This is a genomic window from Sinorhizobium kostiense, assembly GCF_017874595.1.
GTDB lineage: Bacteria > Pseudomonadota > Alphaproteobacteria > Rhizobiales > Rhizobiaceae > Sinorhizobium > Sinorhizobium kostiense.
In genome coordinates this window covers 473,315-490,353 of record NZ_JAGILA010000002.1, presented here as the reverse complement: position 1 = coordinate 490,353, position 17,039 = coordinate 473,315, and the positions used below count along the sequence as shown (strand labels likewise).

Below are 17,039 nucleotides of genomic sequence, written 5' to 3'. Positions count from 1 at the left end.
TGGTCTTGCGGACTTGGTCTGCCGGCCTCTTGGCCTGCTGCCTTCGCCGGCGTACCGTCGCCGCTATCCGGCGACTAGCGTGCGCGCATTACCCACATCCCGGCAGGCATGCGCGAAGTTGCTTGGTATAAGGTGCCGGAGCCCGTGCTGACGGTCCGACTGGATGGGGTCAGGCGGGTAGCTTCGTATTTGTTGCGGACACGCATGGCAAAGGCCATTTCGCGCCACTCCCCAGAGGCACAAACCGTCATCTGGATTTTTCTACCAAACGGTCTTGAAATGCCGCCAGCACAACCGCCCTGGGAGGCCGCCAGCGCTGTGGACAACACGACCGCTAATGGCGCGAGAAGCCGCCGAGGTAGGCGGCCCCAGCCAAAGGTCATCCTCGATGGCAATATCTCCATTGTCGCTGTGCCGTCGGGTTCAACATAATGATCAAGATGTCGAAGCCCCTTGCACTCAATGGCGGCTTCAATGTCGATATCATTTTCGCGCAGATACAGAACGAATTGCCCGAACAAGTCAGCCGTACTTGGTCACCAGCATCGCCGCCAGTTCCGCCCGGCAGTCGACGAGCGGACCGACGTCTTGGCGTGCCTTTGCAATCGCCATGGCACCGGAATAGGCGGCAATAACGAGCGTTGCGAGGCTGCTCGGATTGACGTCGTGTGCGCGTTCATTTGCTACGTCCGCCCGAAACTTTGCAGATAGCGCCTCGTGCCAGGAACTGAAAACCCCGCTGAGAGCGTCGCGCATTTCCGGGTCAAGGTGAGAGACTTCCATTGCCATATTGTTGAGGGGGCAACCGGAGACCGTGCCATTGCGCGTCAGTTCGTTGATGATGCTTCCAAAGATGAGATCAATAGCGGTCGGCGCGTCTGCACAGGCGTGTAGCGGCTCGATCCAGGTTTGCCGGACGGCTTCGGCCACCCGATCGCGGATGACCACTAGACCGAGTTCGCGCTTCGCCGGGAAATGATACGCCATTGCACCGCCGGACACTGAAGCCCTTTCGCGAAGCTCCAGCATTCCAGTCGCGATGTACCCGTGGCTGACGAAGGCGTCGTAGGCCGCGTCGACGATCCGGCGACGCACGCCCTGGGGGTCATTGGTTCTTCTGTTTTCGGTCATGGGAGCCGTCTGCGATCTACATCCACAATAGCATCTTGACAGAACAGGTCAATTGTCCTGTTTTGTCAAACAGGATGATTGACCTGTCAGGAAAAACCATGAACGCCCACACTGTGTTTGAACTCCGCCGCTATAGGCTTCTCCCAAATGGCAGAGAGGCATTGATTAGCCTGTTTGACAGGGAATTCGTTGAACCGCAGGAAGCGACGGGTATGCGCATCGAAGGCGAGTTCCGTCATCTCGACGATCCCGATGCCTTTGTCTGGGTTCGCTCCTTCAGGGATATGGAGGCCCGAACGCAAGCGCTCGCATCCTTTTATTCAAGCCCGGTCTGGAAAGAACATGGACCAGCCGCCAACGAGACGATGCTCAATTCGGACAACGTATTGCTGCTAAGGCCGATAGGCGGCGTGCAACCGTTCGCGCATAATCTGCAAAGGAGTCAGGAGATTGAGCGGCCCGAAGCGAGGGGCCTAGTTGTCGTGAATATCTGCTCGCTGCCACCCAGAACCGAAGAGGATTTTGCGAGATACTTCACCGACAAAGCACTTCCTGTTATGCAAGAAGCTGGAGGACGCATCGATGCGGTGTTTGTCACGGAGCGAAGCGTCAACGGCTTTCCGAGGCTCCCGGTTCGCGAGGGAGAGACGGTGCTTGTTTGGTTCGAGTGCCACAAAGACGAGGAAAGTGCAGCCCGCTATCAAGAACGCTTGCATCAGAACGTCAATTGGGCGGACGAGGTCTACCCGAGAATGGACGGCCAGTGCTGGCGGAGGATTGAGGTGGCACGCCTAACACCGACGTCGCGGTCGCTTTGCAGTTGGTAATCGGCTGGACGAGTCCTGCGTCCTTGCGCTCGCAGCTTGATCGTCAAGGACGCCTTTCGCGCGAAGCTGCCGTCCGGCACCTTCGCGTTGACTTCGGTTCCCCAGCCAGTGCTGCCCTACGCCGATTGCACAGGAAATTCCGGTGCTGGTGCTATCCAGACGAAGTGCAGGACTTTGGACGCCAATGCACACAGGGAGTGACGTGCTATGCCGTCACGAACGCATATCCGCTCCCGCGACGCTCCGCATACCCGATGCCTGGATACGCCCAGTGGTAGCCGAGCATCCGCAACTTCTCGGACGCAGCCCGATCCAAGAGCATTTGCCTGCTTTTGAGCGCGGTCTCTGCATCGGTATCGAAGCCGAAATGCCATGAAGGATGCTCGAAGAAGATGACATCATTGGTGCAGGCGTCCCCCGACATCAGTACTCAGCCTAATCATTCTGGCAGGCCGGCCATGCGATAGCCTTCGATGAAGCGCTGGACCGTCTCCGGATCGCGGGCAGGTTGTGCAGAGGCCCAGTGCGTAATCGTGAATTTCGGGGTCATCGCCATGAAAAGAGCTGCCTCGCGCATCGCCTCGTCTCTGCGTCCGAGTTGGGCAAGGCTGGCCGCCAGTATGCGGCGCGAGGGGCTGCGGTAGATTGCCTCCATCCGCAAAATTCTGACGGCTTCTTCATATTGGCGGGCCGCATAGTGGGCGAATCCAAGCTGCCAATAATACCACCCGGCCGGGTGCGGGTTCAGTCGGAGCGCCCTTTGGATCATTTCGATCGCTTCCGATGCGCGACCGGCCAACGCCGCAATCTCCGACCACACGGCCAGGGCATCGGCGTTGTTTGGTTCCAGCGTGAAGGCGGCTGCGAACTCTTCATCGGACTCGGGCCAGCGTTTCTCATTGGCCCACAAAAATCCCATAAACCAATGATTGGCGGCGTCATTCTCGTCCAATGCTACCGCTTGGCGGGCCAGTTCAAGGGCTCGTGATCGGTTCTCTTCGGTGGGATCGATGCTCTGCGCCCACAGTTGCCAGTAAACAAAAGCCAACCAGCGCAATGCCTCCGCATATTCGGGGTCGATGGAGACTGCCTGGTTCAAGAGTATCTCGGCCTCGCGCAGCGCTTCTGGGGAACTGTTGAACGCTGAGACCAGACTTCGCCCGCGGACACAAAGGTCATAAGCTTCCAGGCTCTTCGGACGGTTGCGTGACGGTGATTCCGCCAAGCGTCCGACTAGAGCCTCGACGATCTTGTCTGTGACTTCGTCCTGTACGCCGAATATGTCTTCGAGATTTCGGTCGAAGCGTTCGGCCCAGAGGTGATCTCCGCCAACGGCGTCGATTAGCTGAACGTTGATGCGGACGCGACCGGCGGCGCGGCGTGCACTGCCCTCCACGATGTAGCGGACGCCCAACTCGCGAGCGATCGATCGAACGTCGACCGATTTCCCTTTATAGGCGAAGGTCGAATGGCGCGCGATGACAAACAGACCGGGATTTCTTGAAAGGTCGGTGATCAGGTCTTCGGTCAATCCGTCCGTGAAAACGTCGTATTCGGCTTCCCCGCTCAGATTGGTGAACGGCAACACGGCGATGGACGGCCTGGCAGGAAGCGGTAGCTCCGGCTTGTCTGCGTGATCCTTCGTGGCTCCGGGCTCGTAGAATACGCGATAGACATGCACCTCTTCTGCGATGTTTTTAAGGGATTTCTGCCCGAGGTCATCGAAACCAAGCGCGAGCTTCCGCTTGACTTGATCGCGGATGGCCGCCGACACGTAGATGGCACCCGGCTCTGCGAGGCTTTGTAGCCGCGCGGCGATGTTGACGCCGTCGCCATAGACGTCACCGCCGTCTATGACGACATCGCCAAGATTGATCCCGATGCGCAAGACGATACGGCGCGCCTCCGGCGTGGCAGCGTTTGCGTCCTGCATCTTCCGCTGCAACTCGATCGCTCCAGACATGGCGTTGACCGCGCTTGGGAACTCCAGGAGAACCCCGTCTCCCATCACTTTGACGATGCGGCCGCCGTGTGCGCGCACGACAGGCTGGAGAATTGTCACCCGGCGCTCCTTCAGCACTGCCAGCGTCGTGATTTCGTCCTCCTCCATCAATCGCGAGTAGCCAACGACGTCCGCGACGACGATTGCTGCAAGACGGCGCTGGATGCGCTCTTCGGCCATTTGAGCGGTAGGCTCCTCGACTGGTTGCAAAGCGCAACTATTCTTGTGGCCTGAGATGTATGTGGCCAATTCGGCCTCATGGAGAAGCATACCCCCGTTGTAATCGGCACGACAAGGCGCGCGTATGCCGACGATCTGGGACTTAGAGGGGCCCGCACCCATCGAGCGCTACGTCAGAGAGGCTTGGTCGCTCCCGCCAGAGTGCTGAAGCTCCAACACGGCGTACCGAAGAGGGATTAGCCCTTCACAATGGTCCTTACCATGCTGGTTCTAACCAATCGATTTAACTGGCCAATCTCTTGGCGAGATGGTTCACCAGACGCGCTGCTTCCTCAGTGATTCCCGCTATGATTCCCGATTTCCGTGTCGAGGCAAAGTCGAGGCCGGAGAAGTACAGTCCGGGAACAGTCCCGATTCCGTCCTCGTGAATAGGCTGGCCATCGCCGTCGATGGTGTCCGGGATTTTGATCCACCCGAAATCGCCTCTAAAGCCTGTGGACTAGATCACCGACCATATGCCGCTCGTCGCCAACTCGATCGAGCGGATCGGTGGACTGGAAAGGCGTGGGGCGATCATCTCGGCCGGGTCATCCTCTGCTGGCGGCGCGTTCAGCCCGGCCCGCCGGATGTAATCGTCAACAAAGCGCTTGACGTCGGCTGAACTCTCGTCGGCAAAGCGCATGTGCTCATCCAAGTTGTCGCCGAACATCAGGTTGCCATTCTCTAGTCCCAAGAAGCGACCGAGCAACACGACGCCCTGGGCGCTCAGTGATTGCAGGCTGATGGTGTGCGTGGCACCCAGCAGGGCTCGCGTCGGCAGCTTCCCGGACGGCATGACGATGTCCCTTCGCGGCACGTCGAGAAAACCGGACAGGATCATCCAGTTGAAGATGTCGCCGCCGCGATAATGGCGGACCAGGCGGCCAACCCGGCTCGTCGCCAAAAAGACCGAGCGTCCCGCGAGAGCCAGGTCCTCGGCGATCTGGCCGCCGATTGCATTGCCGATCACTAGAACCGCGCCTGGCTCCAACTCGGCGGCATTACGATAGGCCGAGGAATCGAGTTGGCGGAGTGTTGTCGGCAGCTCGGCCGAGCCAGGCGGTCGCTTCGGACAGTTCAGGCTGCCACTCGCTATCACTACGTTGCGGGTCCGAATTGCACCGCGTGGCGTCGTCACGAGAAAGAGCCCGTCATCTCTGGAAAGCTTCTCTACGGGAGCCTCGGTTATCACCGGCAAATGATGCCGCTCGACATAGCTCTCGAGATAGGCGGCGAATTGATGCTGTGTGCTTGCACCCCAGGGGTCGGGCACGTCAGGGGGATCACCGGGCAACAAGGAGCGGATGTTCGGCGTGTTCAGGTGGAAGGAATCCCAGCGTTGGGTGCGCCACATTTCTCCGATGCGGCCTCGTTCGAGAACCTGATGATCGCGACCTTGCTGCTTGAGAAAATAACTGATCCCGAGTCCTGCCGAACCCGCTCCTACGACAACCACGTCGAGTATCTCCGCCATAACGCATACTCCAAAAAGACGGCATCGTAGGAACGGCCTTGGATCATCGTTCAGGGGGACCAACTAGCGATGCGTTCCGCCGCCTTCTGTCTTCGCGGATGTGCTTTGATACAACATGGCCAATGGACCACCCCGCGAGGACACCACGGTAACATGGAGGATCATCAACTCTAAGGAGTAAGGCGTTGTTTGTTTCTGTAGCCCAGGTCGGCATCGCCATCTCAACGACCGAAATGCAGAAGAGCGCGCTGCTGTCCCATTACCGCTCTCGGGACCAGAACGCACGCTACGCGTTCAGCAAGAAACCGGCGCGCTATGCTCTTCTTGGTGGTGTCTGCGCCGCGCCATATGGTATTGTGGGTGCGGGCCGGACACCGCCAACCAATTCAAGGCAATTGCAGTTGTCTGGGACATCGATATTCTCCTAGAGCGGGAAGAGTGTTCGGGGGCGAGGCATGCGTATTGGGGTGGGCGTCTGGAGTTTGTTCGCCGGGTTCTTGGCGGTTATTCCACACGCGCATGCGGCTGTCTCAATCGAGAAGCTGCAAATCCAAGGCGGCGAGACCGTACTTGTGGTTCGAGGCGAGTTCGAGTTCGGAGACAGGCCGGAAGCGCTGAGTGCCGCGGTCGCTCAATCCGGCGCGCGCGTCGTGACCTTCAACAGCAATGGCGGAAACGTCCATGCGGCCATGGCCTTCGGGCGGACGATCCGGGCGCTCGGACTTGAAACTGTGCAGTTGCGGGCAGCGGAGTGCGCCTCCGCCTGTGCGCTTGCGTTCGTGGGTGGTGCCAGGCGAACAGCAGAACCGGGTTCAATAGGGGTCCATCAATCCTCGTTCTCGGGCGACGCAGCGCTCGACGGCCACGAGGCGGTCGCGGCTGTTCAGGCCATGACGGCGGAGATCATGACCTATCTCATCGAAATGGGGGTCGATCCTAAGCTCCTGCAGCTGAGCCTTTCGATCCCCAGTTCGGACATCCGATACCTGACTGCCGGCGAGATGACGCAGTTTGGGGTGACGACATCCGTACCGACCACAAATCAGACCGTCACGGCAGCCGCCGGAAACAGCCCGCCGATGAAGCAGGGGTCGACAATCGCTGCGCCCTCCGAGGAAGCCCGCGCACTTCGGTTTATCGCCGACTATCACGATGCGTGGTCGAGGGCTAATCCCGAGGCAATGGGTTTCATGAACACGGCGTACGCGGACAGCGTGAGCTTTTACGGCAAGACGGTCTCACGAGATGACGTCCTGAAGGAAAAGGCCGCATTCGCGGAGCGCTGGCCGCAACGGGCTTACAGTGTGAAGTATCGCTCAGAGCGGGTGGTCTGCGCCGCCACGTGTACCGTCAGCGGTGTTGTCGAATGGTTCGCGCATAGCCTGAGGCGCGCGAAGTCTTCTTCGGGAATAGCCGATTTCTCCCTGATTTGGGACCCATCGACCAGCAGGATCATGTCCGAGACCGGCAAAGTTCTGGCGGTGGACAGGAAGGCGCGCGAACCAGCTAGGATAATTTCTCAATGGCATGACCAGAACGGTGATTGTAGGGGCGGTTCTGGCGACTCCGACGAGACGTGGAAGGCCTGCGATCGTCGAGAGGCCATCGGAGCGAAGCTCCAGGCAGTGGGCTGGTGCTTCGGGCGCGACGGGGAAGCGGGTTATCAAATGGAGTGGCATGCCTGCGGAAGGTAGTCCGAGGGGTTGCGCGCGGCTGCAGGAGTGTTCATCTGCCGACGAAATCCGAACTTCTATACAGTTGCTTGGCCGCTTCTGCGCCCCTTGCGTCGGCGCTGATGCCAATGGCGAAGTCGATGTAGCTTTGGAGTTCCGCCGGAAACGCCAAAAAGCCGGATTTCCTGATTCATGGCCAAACTGAATTTGGTCGGAATGACTTTCCATCCATTGCACGTCTCTCCAGGCAGCTTCTCTTTGCTTGAAGGCAGAACTGGTGCGGCGTACCCTCCTGAAATGCCGGACGACGACGAACCGACCCTGGTTTCTGCCGCACCCCAAAGGAAGCTGGCAGTCATTCTTGCGGCTGATGTCGCAGGCTACAGCCGCTTGATGGAAACCGACGAGGAGGGGACCCACGAGCGGTTGCAGGGGTTACTGCGCAATATTGTGCGGCCAAGCGTGGAAGGACACAAGGGGCGCATCTTCAAGAGCGCCGGGGACGGCTTCCTGGCGGAATTCGCGAGCGCCATCGAGGCCGTACGCTGCGCGGTCGAGGTCCAGCAAGCGGCGGCAGAGCGGAACACGGAAGTTGCCCAAGATCGCCGACTGGTTTTCCGCATGGGCATCAACCTCGGAGACGTGCTGGCTGACCAGGAAGACGTGTTCGGAGACGGGGTCAACGTCGCCGCCCGGCTCGAGGCCATGGCTGAACCAGGTAGCGTGCTTATAACCCACAGCGTACACGAGCATGTCGATCGGAAGCTCCCGGTACAGTTCGTCGATCAGGGCGGGTGTTCGCTGAAGAACATTGCCCGTCCCGTCCGGGTGTTTCGGGTGATCTGGGAAACTACGGTCCCCGCTTCGACTATACGGGGGCATGGCGGCCCTGATTCCGAGCCGTCACTGCCGCAGGTCGCTTCAATCGCGGTGCTCCCGTTCGCCGCCCTGGGCAACGATGCGGAACAGGAGTATTTCGCCGACGGCCTCGCGGAGGACCTGATCACTGATCTATCCAAAGTCGATGGCCTGCTGGTGATCGCCCGTCATTCGAGTTTCGCCTACAGGGATCGCTTTCTGGACTTGCGCACGATTGCCAGGGAACTAGGCGTTCGCTATCTCGTTGAGGGAAGCGTGCGGCGGGCTTCGACGCGGTTGCGGATCAGCGCCCAACTCATCGACGCCTCCAATGTCAGCTGTCTTTGGGCTGAACGCCTCGATCGCGACCTCGCGGATGTCTTCGCCCTGCAGGATGAAGTCGTCGGCAAGGTGATCGGCGCGCTTGCCCACGTGTTGCCGACTGCGAAACCTCTTCCAAAGCGCAGGGTCACCGATCTCGAGGCCTACGACCTTTTCGTTCGGGGGCGCGCACTCGCGACGCAATCGCTACGGGAAACGAGGGCGGCTCGCCCGCTCCTGATCAGGGCCATCGAAATCGATCCGGGCTTTGCGGGGGCGCATGCCTGGCTCGCGATGAGCCACCATTTCGATGCGCTATATTATGGCGAGCCTATTGACGAGCATCGCGCCGCGGCCCGTACCGCGGCCGAGAAAGCCGTCGAGACCGATCCGCAAAACGCCGACGCGCATATCGTGCTGGGCTACTTGCGTGCCTATGAGGGCGAGTTCGAAGCGGGAGTGGCCGAGTTCGAGCAGGGGCTTCGCCTCAATCCCAATCACTCTGCAGGTTGGGCTCACCTTGCCGATCTCCGGGTGTTCGAGGGGCATGCGATTGAGGCCGTCGAGTGCGCCGAGAATAGTTTTCGCCTCAACCCCTATCCTCCAGGCGACCACTACTCGTTCCTCGGCTGGGCCCAATATGCCGCTGGTCGGTATCAGGATGCTGTCGAAACGCTCCGTCATCCACAGGCGGGTGGGCCTGGCTCAAAACGCAATCTCGCCGCCGCGCTCGCGCAACTAGGGCGGACTGAGGAAGCACGCGAGACGGGGAGGGAGTTCCTTTCGGAGTTTCCGAATTTTTCGGCCCGGCAGTGGGGCAAGACGCAGCCGTTCCGCAACGATGCCGACCGTCAGCATTTCATCGACGGCTACGTCAAGGCGGGTCTGCCGGAATGAGCACCTGCTCGGACACTTGCTCGACAAAGCCGAAAATTAACTGGAGAGGGACCGACTATGCGGATCGCAATGATGGGTTCAGGGGGTATAGGCGGTTATGTCGGAGTTCGCCTTGCTGCCTCCGGGGAAGACGTCTCGTTTATTGCCCGTGGAGCGCATTTGCAGGCAATGCGCGAGCGGGGACTTCGGCTTCTCAGTCCGCTCGGGAACGTCGAATTGGCGAGGGTTCATGTGACGTCGGAACCCCGCGAAGTGGGTACGGTCGATCTGGTCGTATTTGCCGTCAAGCTCTACGACAGCGATTCGGCCGCTGCCGCCATCCTCCCGATGGTTGGACCGCAAACGAGAGTGCTTACCCTGCAGAACGGCATCGACGGCATCGATATGTTGTCGCAGGCGGTTCCGCGAGAACAGGTGGTCGGCGGGGCGACCTACCTATCGAGCTTCGTGGAAGAACCCGGTGTGATCCGTCAGGCGAGCCAGATGACACAGGTTCTCACGGGCGGATCAAATGACCCAGTGATTGCCGAGTTCGGCACCGTTTGTTCTCGTGCCGACGGAATTGCTCTCACGGTCGTGGACGACATCGAACCCATTCTTTGGCAGAAGTTCGTCAGGCTTGCCGCCTTTTCCGGCGGCACCAGTCTGATGCGGCTTGGCATCGGCCAGATCATGGCTGACCAGGAATCGCGGATATTCATGGAGCAGCTCTTGGGAGAGGGCATCGCCGTGGCGGCTGCCGAGGGACATTCGATGCCTCACGATTTCAAGGATGAAACCGTAGACCTGTTTCTGAGAATAGCGCCGGAAACTCAAGCCTCGATGGCCCATGATCTGGCGCAGGGGAAGCGCCTAGAGCTAGAGTGGCTATCAGGCCGCCTTCACACGCTTGGAGTGAAATGTGGCATTTCAACACCCGCCCACACGGCTGTTTACAGGGCGCTTCATCCTCACGCATGGGGTCGCAATGATGTCCGTGCTGGTGGATAAATCGGTAGATTGCCTCGTGATCGCTGGATGGATAACTCCCATATAAGTTTCGCTCGCTCTGTGCAGGACAAGCAGGCGGCGACACGGCTCAGGCTCGATCAGGTGGCTTGATCCTCGAGATCAGCGCCCTGCCGAAAGCGTGAGTTCCACAGGCAAGCGCTACTGACATGTCTATGTGGCCCTTTGTTGAGGGCGTGCGGTCAGTTGAACTTGATCAGGTTGAGCGGGGTAGCGGGCCGCAAGCAAGCCCGATCGCTTCGCTAGGGGCACGAGATGGGGAGTCGAAGCTTGCCTTGCCCGGCAATACTAGCAAGGTAATCAATACGATACCGTGACGTCAATCCATCGGCCTACATCACCCCGACCATAAATCTGGATGTCCACCAAACGTCGCCGCGAACAATCATGTTCGCGGCGTCGCTTGTCATCGAACCGTTCGAGAGCATCACCTCTAACGCCTGCCGGTTCACGGCATCTCCAAAGAAGGTATCGCTTTGGTCACCTGAGTCGCGAATGCCGTACATGTGGAAGTTCGCCCGGTCTTGCCTGATTACCTGCCAGGGCTGGGTTAACCGAACTCCGCTTGAACTGAACAGGTCATCTCGGCTGATGTAAGCGCGATACCCATCAATCAAGCCAACTGATCTCGCTCTCGTGATGGTAGCCTGTCCGTATGCAGAGGGGGCGGCAATAACTGCTGCAATTAGCACAATTGCAAGTTTCTTCATTGGAAGACCTCTCACGTAATAGGATACCCGAAGTCGTGGCCGATTCCAATGCTTTGGCAGCAGGAGATATCATCCCGACGGCGGGATTGATCCTCAGATCGCCGCTGCAAGCCAACGCGGCTTCTGGTGATCTCTTAGTGAAGCGACCAGACGCGCCGACTGTTACCGACGCCGCAGCGGACAGCGATCCCACGCGGAGAAGGAAGTTCGTTTGGAGGTCTTAGCTTTTCAGCAGGTCGGCTCACGCCCAGCATGTTCAGCGCGCGCTTCGCAAGGTAACTGAAACGCGCCGCGCCAGAGGCCAATACCTTTCAACCGTGCGGCCGCCTGATCCGCAGCGTAGCGGCCATCGCTGTATTTTGCCCAATCGACAGCATTGCCACTTTCGACGAGCCAGCGATTGACCTCGCGGCCATCGGCGCGGAAGCAGATTCCCACGACGCGGCCATATCGATCTCGCTCGACGAATTCGCAGCGCGCAGGGCGGGATGCCGCGAGGAACTGGTCGAGCGCCATGGCTGCCTCTTTACCACAACGGTAGGTGGCACCGTCGCTATCCTTGCATGATTGCCAGCTTTCCGGCGCATCAACGCCATGCAGACGAATGTGCTCGCCTCTGACTTCGATCGTGTCGCCATCGATGACGGAGGCGCGTCCGACAATCGCCTCGGCGGCGATCGCAGCGTTCCATTGTATGTTGACGACGAGCAGAATCGCGCCGGCACAGAGGACATCTGAATACTTCATTGAGGTTCCTACAGAAGGGCGGCCTGTTCGACGGGCAGCAGTATCATCCGCTCCGCTTGGAATGGCCGCTGGAGAGCTCTCGCATCCTTCCACTCCGCGTTCATCCAGAGCTCGATTTCGGCAGGCTCCGTCAGGATGACAGGCATGGCCTTAGGGTGGATCGGTTTGACGACAGCGTTCGCCTCGCACGTGAGAAACGCAAACAGCTCGTGCTCACCGCGCCGAGGATTTTTCATTGAGCCACGCTCGCCCGTCCACGGGGTCCAGATGCCAGCGAAGAAGGCGAGGGGCTCGCTGCTGTCGAGCGCGAACCACCGCGCTGTTTTCTTCGGTCTCGTATCCTCGTATTCACAGAAAGCGGTCCACGGCACGAGGCAGCGATATTCGACGCCCGTCCATCGACGCCAGTGAGGCGAGTCAAGCTTTCGGACATTGGTAACGCCATAATCCGGCCTGCCGTTGGTCACGGTCGGCGGCGAAGGCATGCCCCAGGTGAGATTGATCAGTTCGCGCTCGCCGTCTCGACTGTTGCGAATGACCGGCCCTGGCTTGTCGGGGAAGACTTCGGTCGTCGGGTTCGCGCGGTTTGTCATGTCGCGGTGCGCCCTGGCCACCCGCCAGAGTTCGTCAAACTGAACTTCGATACGATAGCGATTGCACATTCGTCCACTCCGAGTCGCGGTCGATCCTGCCGAGCCGCCAGCCATTATCACCTTTGTTGTCGCACCGCGTGCAACGGAGCAGCGGTCTCAACTGATCGAGGGTCCTACCACCGCCCCATTTCCTCGCGATCTCCCACCGGTTGACCCAGTTGTCGTGATCGCAGGCGGCGCAACGGGCACCGAGTATCTGATCTTCTCCCAAGTCAGCCAGGCGCAGGTGGCCGATGCCTTTCTCCGGATCAATCGCGGGCCTGCTGGGGTTTAAGTCAATACTGGGGGCGTGCCTCATCGCTCGATCTCCACTCCGGGCGGTGCTCGTAGAAAAACCACTTGGGTTCGCTGCGCCCCACGGCGAAGCCGAAGCTGCCCCACTTCTTGCAGCCCGGTTGCTCGCACCAATGAACGAACAGGACCGTGTCGCTTCGCCTGTTTCCCGATATTCGTTCGTCACTCATCGCACGTTCCTTTCGCCAGCCTCCCAACGGGCGATCTCGCCAGCCAAATCTGTGGAACTCGCACGCGGCTGTCGTTGTTCTCTATTTGTTCTTATACTATTTGGCGGTAATGGTCGAGACAATCGGTGAAGCTTTCAGCTTGGGATGGCAGCTAAAGGCGCGGTGCGCATACGGCAATCGCGAGGGAATGAAGTCCGTTCGCCGATGCACCTGGAGCTACGATCTCGACATGCTGACGCTGGTGGCTTCGTGGCCGCGACTTTCCCCTCTCGATGGTCGCCAGCCGTCTTCGCTGTCCACGATGCGGCTCCAGGGCGGTGACCGTCATGTTCATGCCTCCGACTGAGGGCGACAGGCGGCGAGGGGCGGCGTAGGCCACCGTGACAGGCCGGGAATGCAGTTTCCCGTCAGTTCATTCGATGGGGCTAATGGAATCAACCTCTGATGTAAGGCATCGTGCCGCTTGAGGGGGCGCGACATGGGGAATGTGACTTCGATCCGCGCAAGAAACGAAAGAGGAGGGCCAGAGGTAGTGGGCCATCTCGGCCGCATCCGTGCTGCGATCGCAAACAGCCAACGAAAGGTCGGCTTGTTAATTGGCGAATGGCCAGAGCATCGTCGAAAAAGCCGTCAGACAAGCCTCCGCCCGACCCAATGCCGAGCCGCGTCGATCCGTGCCTTGCGATGCTCGTGGACAGGCCGCCGCAGGGGCCGGACTGGGCATACGAAGTAAAATGGGATGGTTAGTACGACATCTATAAAATCGTATCGACTGAGACACGGAGGATTAGTTCCCTATGAGCATGAAAAGGTAGTGTGGGCATCAGAAAGCGCATCGTGCCTCAGGGCAGTTTAGAATCAGGCTTTCACGAGCAGTATTTGCTCGCCCCCATAGCAGGTCTCAGTTGGCATAGTGAATTACAAACCCAGGATCGCTCGACCCTCATGCGGCCTGATGATGAGCATGAGATCGCGGCTGGCGACAAGGCCGGGCAACTGCACGACCTTCGCCCTTGTCGTAAGCGTCCGGTGATGCAGTCTTGGACTGTCCGATTTACCGGAATCGGTGTCCGTCAATCCGAAATTCGCAACCTGCGACATCAGCCGCAAGAATGACTGCCAGCTTTGAGGACGGGCAGAAATCAAGGTTGGTTCGTCCTCGTCCGGCATTGGAGGAGGCTACGCCGCACCAGTTTCGCCTTTAAGGAAGAAAGACATCTGGAACAGGGACACACGCCTGACGCCGCCACCAAATAGACAGCCCTGCGGCAACTGACGTCGCCAAGATTGATGCTACGGATTCGTTGTGCCGCGGAGCTGCGCCCGTCGCCTCACACCAGTGGACTGTCAAAGCCTCCGAGGCTAGATTCGAGGATCGTGGGAGGTGGGGAAGATGCAACGCCGGCTGTCCGCACTGTTGTTCGCTGACGTGGTCGGCTACAGTCGTCTGATGGAAGAGGATGAGCAGGGCACGCTTGCTGCTTTGAAGGAGCGGCGACGCTCCATTATCGATCCCATAGTTCGGACCCATCACGGGCGGGTTGTGAAGCACATGGGCGACGGCGTTCTGGTCGAATTCCGAAGCGCCGTGAACGCCGTGGCTAGTGCCCTGGAGTTGCAGCGGCGGATGGCGGAAGAGAACGAGCGTTCGTCTGATGCTTGCCATATTGTCCTCCGCATCGGCATCAATCTTGGCGATGTGATCGGCGAGGATGGCGACATTTACGGAGACGGCGTCAACGTCGCATCGCGGCTCGAAGCGCTGGCGGAACCCGGAGGCATCTGTATCTCGGGTAAAGTCCATGAGGAACTCCAGGGCAAGCTCGACTGTGTGTTCGAGGACATGGGCGAGCAGGTGGTCAAGAATATCGCCCGACCTATCCGAGCATATCACCTCCGTGGCGGCGACGCCGAGCCGACTGCCCCGCCGATGCGCTCTCCGCTCTCGCTTCAGGACAAGCCGGCTATCGCCGTGCTGCCGTTCACAAACATGAGCAGCGACCCCGAGCAGGAGTATTTCGGCGAGGGATTGGCAGACGATCTGATCACGGATTTGTCCAGGGTCTCCGGACTCATGGTGATCGCCAGGCACTCTTCTTTTGCGTACGGCGGCAAAGCTACTGACATAAGATCAATGGCCAGGAGTCTTCGCGCGCGGTACATCGTTGAGGGAAGTGTCCGTCGCGCCGCATCGCGTGTTCGGATCAATGCACAGCTTATCGACGCTCAGGATCAGAGCCAACTGTGGGCGGATCGCTTCGACGGCGACTTGGCGGAAATCTTCGACCTACAGGACAAGGTGGTTGCACAAATCGTCGAAGCCCTTTCCAGGATAATCTCGACGAGTGGACCCGCGACCAGACGGCGAACAACCAGCGTTGACGCCTACGATTTATTCGCCCGAGCACGCGCGCTCTTCGCGCAATCACCCAACAATGTTCCGGAGGCGCGCCGGCTTCTTGAACAAGCGCTGGCTCTCGATCCCGAGTTCGCAGAGGCGTATGCAACGCTGGCCTTCTGCCACTGGATGGGCTGGCTACATCTTGGCGAAGCGCGGGAGCCGAATCGGACCTTGGCTCTGTCCGCAGCGCAAAGAGCCGTCGCGCTCGATTCGAGAGATGCTGGCGGCCACATGGTTTTCGCCTTGGTCAAGTTGTATGATTTTGAGCACATCAAGGCAGAAGAGGCTTTCTGGGCTGCCTTGCGCCTCGATCCCAACCACGCGGATAGCTGGGCTCTCATGTCAGACCTTATGGTCATGCAGGGTCGATCGGCGGAAGCGATCACTTGCGTGAAAAACGCCCTGCGCCTCAACCCCCACCCTCCGGGATGGTACTATTGGGCGCTGGGACAGGCGCAATTTGCGGCGGGACTGTACTCCGAAGCGGTTGAAACATTGCGGCGCGAGGAAACGTATCGAACTCCGTCACAGCGAATATTGGCCGCAAGCCTAGCCAGACTAGGGCGTGCAGACGAGGCCCGTCGGGAAGCTGCAATGTTCTTGGCAGCGAGTCCCCATTTTACGGTTCAAGACTGGGCCACCAGCCAGCCTTTCTTGAATGGGGAAATGAAGGAGCATTTCATCGTCGGTTATCTGCAGGCCGGGCTTCCCTAGCGAACGTGAATGTGGGATCGCCGGCCGAATTGGCGTCGATCGGGCTGAGATCAATGTGATCACCCGTCGAGAAGTCACGTATGACATCGGCGGTTGCACTTTCCCGGCGGCCGCAATCGACGCGAAGTCGCTCGCTCGAGGTCGTTGGCCAAGGCAACAATCACCTTATCGGCGACTCCGGTTGGTATGCGATATGCGCCACTACTTTGGTCGCGTCGCCGCGCCCGCTATATCTTCCGATGAACTTCCCTTTTTCCTCCGCTGACAAGCATCAATTCGGTGCATTTCCCATCGTTTGTCGGGCGTTGTCTTCAACCGAAACGTGCGCCCATTTTTGCGACAAAACCAGGTCGGTGCTTTTCCAATTTGCGTTCACCCGCAATCTGCCCCCGATAATAATCGCTGCTCCGCCTCCTGTCGCTCCTGTGCCCGCATACGCTTGTATCGTGCCACACGTTCGAGGCGAATGCGCTGCTGCTCCCCCTCGACGTACTCCGACAGAAGTCCGATTACTGCTGGAAGCTCAGTCCCCTCGGCTTTTTCCCTCGCGAATTTGGCAAGGCAGCCACCTCTCAAATCTTCATCCGGATAGTTGGCGTACGGCTCCTCTTCGAACACTCGCAGCCTTTGGCCAACATCCGTCATCGTCAGAGGCGGGCCAGACAGCCCGTTAAGATACTCTCGCAATGTTGCCACGGGAATCCAGCATCCCACGGCTGATTTTAGAAGCGCCTCCCGCTCACCTGTCCATTTTTGCCATACGCCACACTCGCGGTCTAAGCACTTGACGATATCTTGCGCTACCCGATGCAGAGAGCGAGGGTCGCGGAGGTGTCGAAGAGATGGAATCCGCACATACTCGCTCAGGATGGCCTGCACGGCCGAGACACGATCATCGCTTATCGTGGCGTTTATGCCCGAGTGATTCGTAGGGCTTTTT

At 59.3% G+C, this 17,039-nt stretch carries 14 protein-coding genes and 3 pseudogenes; 8 read left to right on the top strand and 9 right to left on the bottom strand.

Annotated features, from left to right (window positions below; all coding sequences use genetic code 11):
- Positions 1–74: 74 nt before the first annotated feature.
- Positions 75–521 carry a hypothetical protein gene (locus tag J2Z31_RS08830; RefSeq protein ID WP_209601527.1) on the bottom strand — a complete coding sequence of 149 codons (447 nt, stop codon included), beginning with the start codon at positions 519–521 and terminating at the stop codon, positions 75–77.
- Position 522: 1 nt separating this feature from the next.
- Positions 523–1,131 (bottom strand): TetR/AcrR family transcriptional regulator, encoded by a 609-nt coding sequence (locus J2Z31_RS08825; protein ID WP_209601526.1) that lies wholly within the window; start codon positions 1,129–1,131, stop codon positions 523–525.
- 98 nt (positions 1,132–1,229) lie between these two features.
- On the opposite strand from J2Z31_RS08825, the gene J2Z31_RS08820 reads away from it, so the two are divergent.
- On the top strand, positions 1,230–1,958 hold the full coding sequence (locus J2Z31_RS08820) for an NIPSNAP family protein (protein WP_209601525.1): 729 nt from the start codon (positions 1,230–1,232) through the stop codon (positions 1,956–1,958).
- Positions 1,959–2,163: 205 nt separating this feature from the next.
- Here J2Z31_RS08820 and J2Z31_RS08815 read toward each other — a convergent pair.
- The 3 genes and pseudogenes from J2Z31_RS08815 to J2Z31_RS08805 all read right to left on the bottom strand — a co-directional run.
- Positions 2,164–2,388, bottom strand: a pseudogene (locus J2Z31_RS08815) (MBL fold metallo-hydrolase); the annotation flags it as partial.
- Between the two features lie 9 nt (positions 2,389–2,397).
- Positions 2,398–4,140 (bottom strand): adenylate/guanylate cyclase domain-containing protein, encoded by a 1,743-nt coding sequence (locus tag J2Z31_RS08810; protein WP_209601524.1) that lies wholly within the window; start codon positions 4,138–4,140, stop codon positions 2,398–2,400.
- A 283-nt stretch (positions 4,141–4,423) separates the two neighbouring features.
- Positions 4,424–5,653, bottom strand: a pseudogene (locus tag J2Z31_RS08805) (flavin-containing monooxygenase).
- 185 nt (positions 5,654–5,838) lie between these two features.
- Here J2Z31_RS08805 and J2Z31_RS08800 point away from each other — a divergent pair.
- The 4 genes from J2Z31_RS08800 (at position 5,839) to J2Z31_RS08785 (ending at position 10,392) form a co-directional block, all read left to right on the top strand.
- Positions 5,839–6,081, top strand: coding sequence for a hypothetical protein (locus J2Z31_RS08800; protein ID WP_209601523.1), 243 nt, complete (start codon positions 5,839–5,841; stop codon positions 6,079–6,081).
- 27 nt (positions 6,082–6,108) lie between these two features.
- Positions 6,109–7,347 carry a COG3904 family protein gene (locus J2Z31_RS29180; protein ID WP_234939343.1) on the top strand — a complete coding sequence of 413 codons (1,239 nt, stop codon included), beginning with the start codon at positions 6,109–6,111 and terminating at the stop codon, positions 7,345–7,347.
- Between the two features lie 276 nt (positions 7,348–7,623).
- A complete protein-coding gene (locus J2Z31_RS08790) occupies positions 7,624–9,402 on the top strand; it encodes an adenylate/guanylate cyclase domain-containing protein (RefSeq protein ID WP_209601522.1) in 1,779 nt (592 codons plus the stop codon).
- Between the two features lie 57 nt (positions 9,403–9,459).
- Positions 9,460–10,392, top strand: a complete 933-nt coding sequence (locus J2Z31_RS08785; RefSeq protein WP_209601521.1) for a ketopantoate reductase family protein — start codon at positions 9,460–9,462, stop codon at positions 10,390–10,392.
- A 350-nt stretch (positions 10,393–10,742) separates the two neighbouring features.
- Here the strand turns inward: J2Z31_RS08785 and J2Z31_RS08780 are convergent, their stop codons facing one another.
- The 4 genes from J2Z31_RS08780 to J2Z31_RS08765 all read right to left on the bottom strand — a co-directional run bounded on the left by J2Z31_RS08780 (position 10,743) and on the right by J2Z31_RS08765 (position 12,984).
- A complete protein-coding gene (locus tag J2Z31_RS08780; protein ID WP_328243262.1) occupies positions 10,743–11,120 on the bottom strand; it encodes a hypothetical protein in 378 nt (125 codons plus the stop codon).
- 228 nt (positions 11,121–11,348) lie between these two features.
- Positions 11,349–11,867 (bottom strand): thermonuclease family protein, encoded by a 519-nt coding sequence (locus tag J2Z31_RS08775; RefSeq protein ID WP_209601520.1) that lies wholly within the window; start codon positions 11,865–11,867, stop codon positions 11,349–11,351.
- Positions 11,868–11,875: 8 nt separating this feature from the next.
- Positions 11,876–12,529, bottom strand: coding sequence for an SOS response-associated peptidase (locus tag J2Z31_RS08770; RefSeq protein WP_209601519.1), 654 nt, complete (start codon positions 12,527–12,529; stop codon positions 11,876–11,878).
- Between the two features lie 266 nt (positions 12,530–12,795).
- The gene (locus J2Z31_RS08765) at positions 12,796–12,984 is read right to left on the bottom strand and encodes a hypothetical protein (protein ID WP_209601518.1); all 189 of its coding nucleotides are present in this window, start codon (positions 12,982–12,984) and stop codon (positions 12,796–12,798) included.
- A 603-nt stretch (positions 12,985–13,587) separates the two neighbouring features.
- Here J2Z31_RS08765 and J2Z31_RS29175 point away from each other — a divergent pair.
- From J2Z31_RS29175 to J2Z31_RS08755, 3 genes and pseudogenes are all read left to right on the top strand, one after another.
- Positions 13,588–13,728 (top strand): annotated as a pseudogene (locus J2Z31_RS29175) (non-homologous end-joining DNA ligase); the annotation flags it as partial.
- Positions 13,729–13,800: 72 nt separating this feature from the next.
- Positions 13,801–14,100, top strand: coding sequence for a hypothetical protein (locus J2Z31_RS08760; protein WP_209601517.1), 300 nt, complete (start codon positions 13,801–13,803; stop codon positions 14,098–14,100).
- A 277-nt stretch (positions 14,101–14,377) separates the two neighbouring features.
- Entirely contained in the window at positions 14,378–16,099 is a 1,722-nt protein-coding gene (locus J2Z31_RS08755; protein ID WP_209601516.1) for an adenylate/guanylate cyclase domain-containing protein, read from the top strand.
- Positions 16,100–17,039 lie beyond the last annotated feature (940 nt).

Bases quoted from the DNA above. Each gene is read 5' to 3' on its own strand.
- J2Z31_RS08825 (WP_209601526.1), bottom strand. From the start codon at position 1,131: ATGACCGAAAACAGAAGAACCAATGACCCCCAGGGCGTGCGTCGCCGG.
- J2Z31_RS08820 (WP_209601525.1), top strand. From the start codon at position 1,230: ATGAACGCCCACACTGTGTTTGAACTCCGCCGCTATAGGCTTCTCCCA.
- J2Z31_RS08810 (WP_209601524.1), bottom strand. From the start codon at position 4,140: ATGGCCGAAGAGCGCATCCAGCGCCGTCTTGCAGCAATCGTCGTCGCG.
- J2Z31_RS29180 (WP_234939343.1), top strand. From the start codon at position 6,109: ATGCGTATTGGGGTGGGCGTCTGGAGTTTGTTCGCCGGGTTCTTGGCG.
- J2Z31_RS08790 (WP_209601522.1), top strand. From the start codon at position 7,624: ATGCCGGACGACGACGAACCGACCCTGGTTTCTGCCGCACCCCAAAGG.
- J2Z31_RS08785 (WP_209601521.1), top strand. From the start codon at position 9,460: ATGCGGATCGCAATGATGGGTTCAGGGGGTATAGGCGGTTATGTCGGA.
- J2Z31_RS08780 (WP_328243262.1), bottom strand. From the start codon at position 11,120: ATGAAGAAACTTGCAATTGTGCTAATTGCAGCAGTTATTGCCGCCCCC.
- J2Z31_RS08775 (WP_209601520.1), bottom strand. From the start codon at position 11,867: ATGAAGTATTCAGATGTCCTCTGTGCCGGCGCGATTCTGCTCGTCGTC.
- J2Z31_RS08770 (WP_209601519.1), bottom strand. From the start codon at position 12,529: ATGTGCAATCGCTATCGTATCGAAGTTCAGTTTGACGAACTCTGGCGG.
- J2Z31_RS08765 (WP_209601518.1), bottom strand. From the start codon at position 12,984: ATGAGTGACGAACGAATATCGGGAAACAGGCGAAGCGACACGGTCCTG.
- J2Z31_RS08755 (WP_209601516.1), top strand. From the start codon at position 14,378: ATGCAACGCCGGCTGTCCGCACTGTTGTTCGCTGACGTGGTCGGCTAC.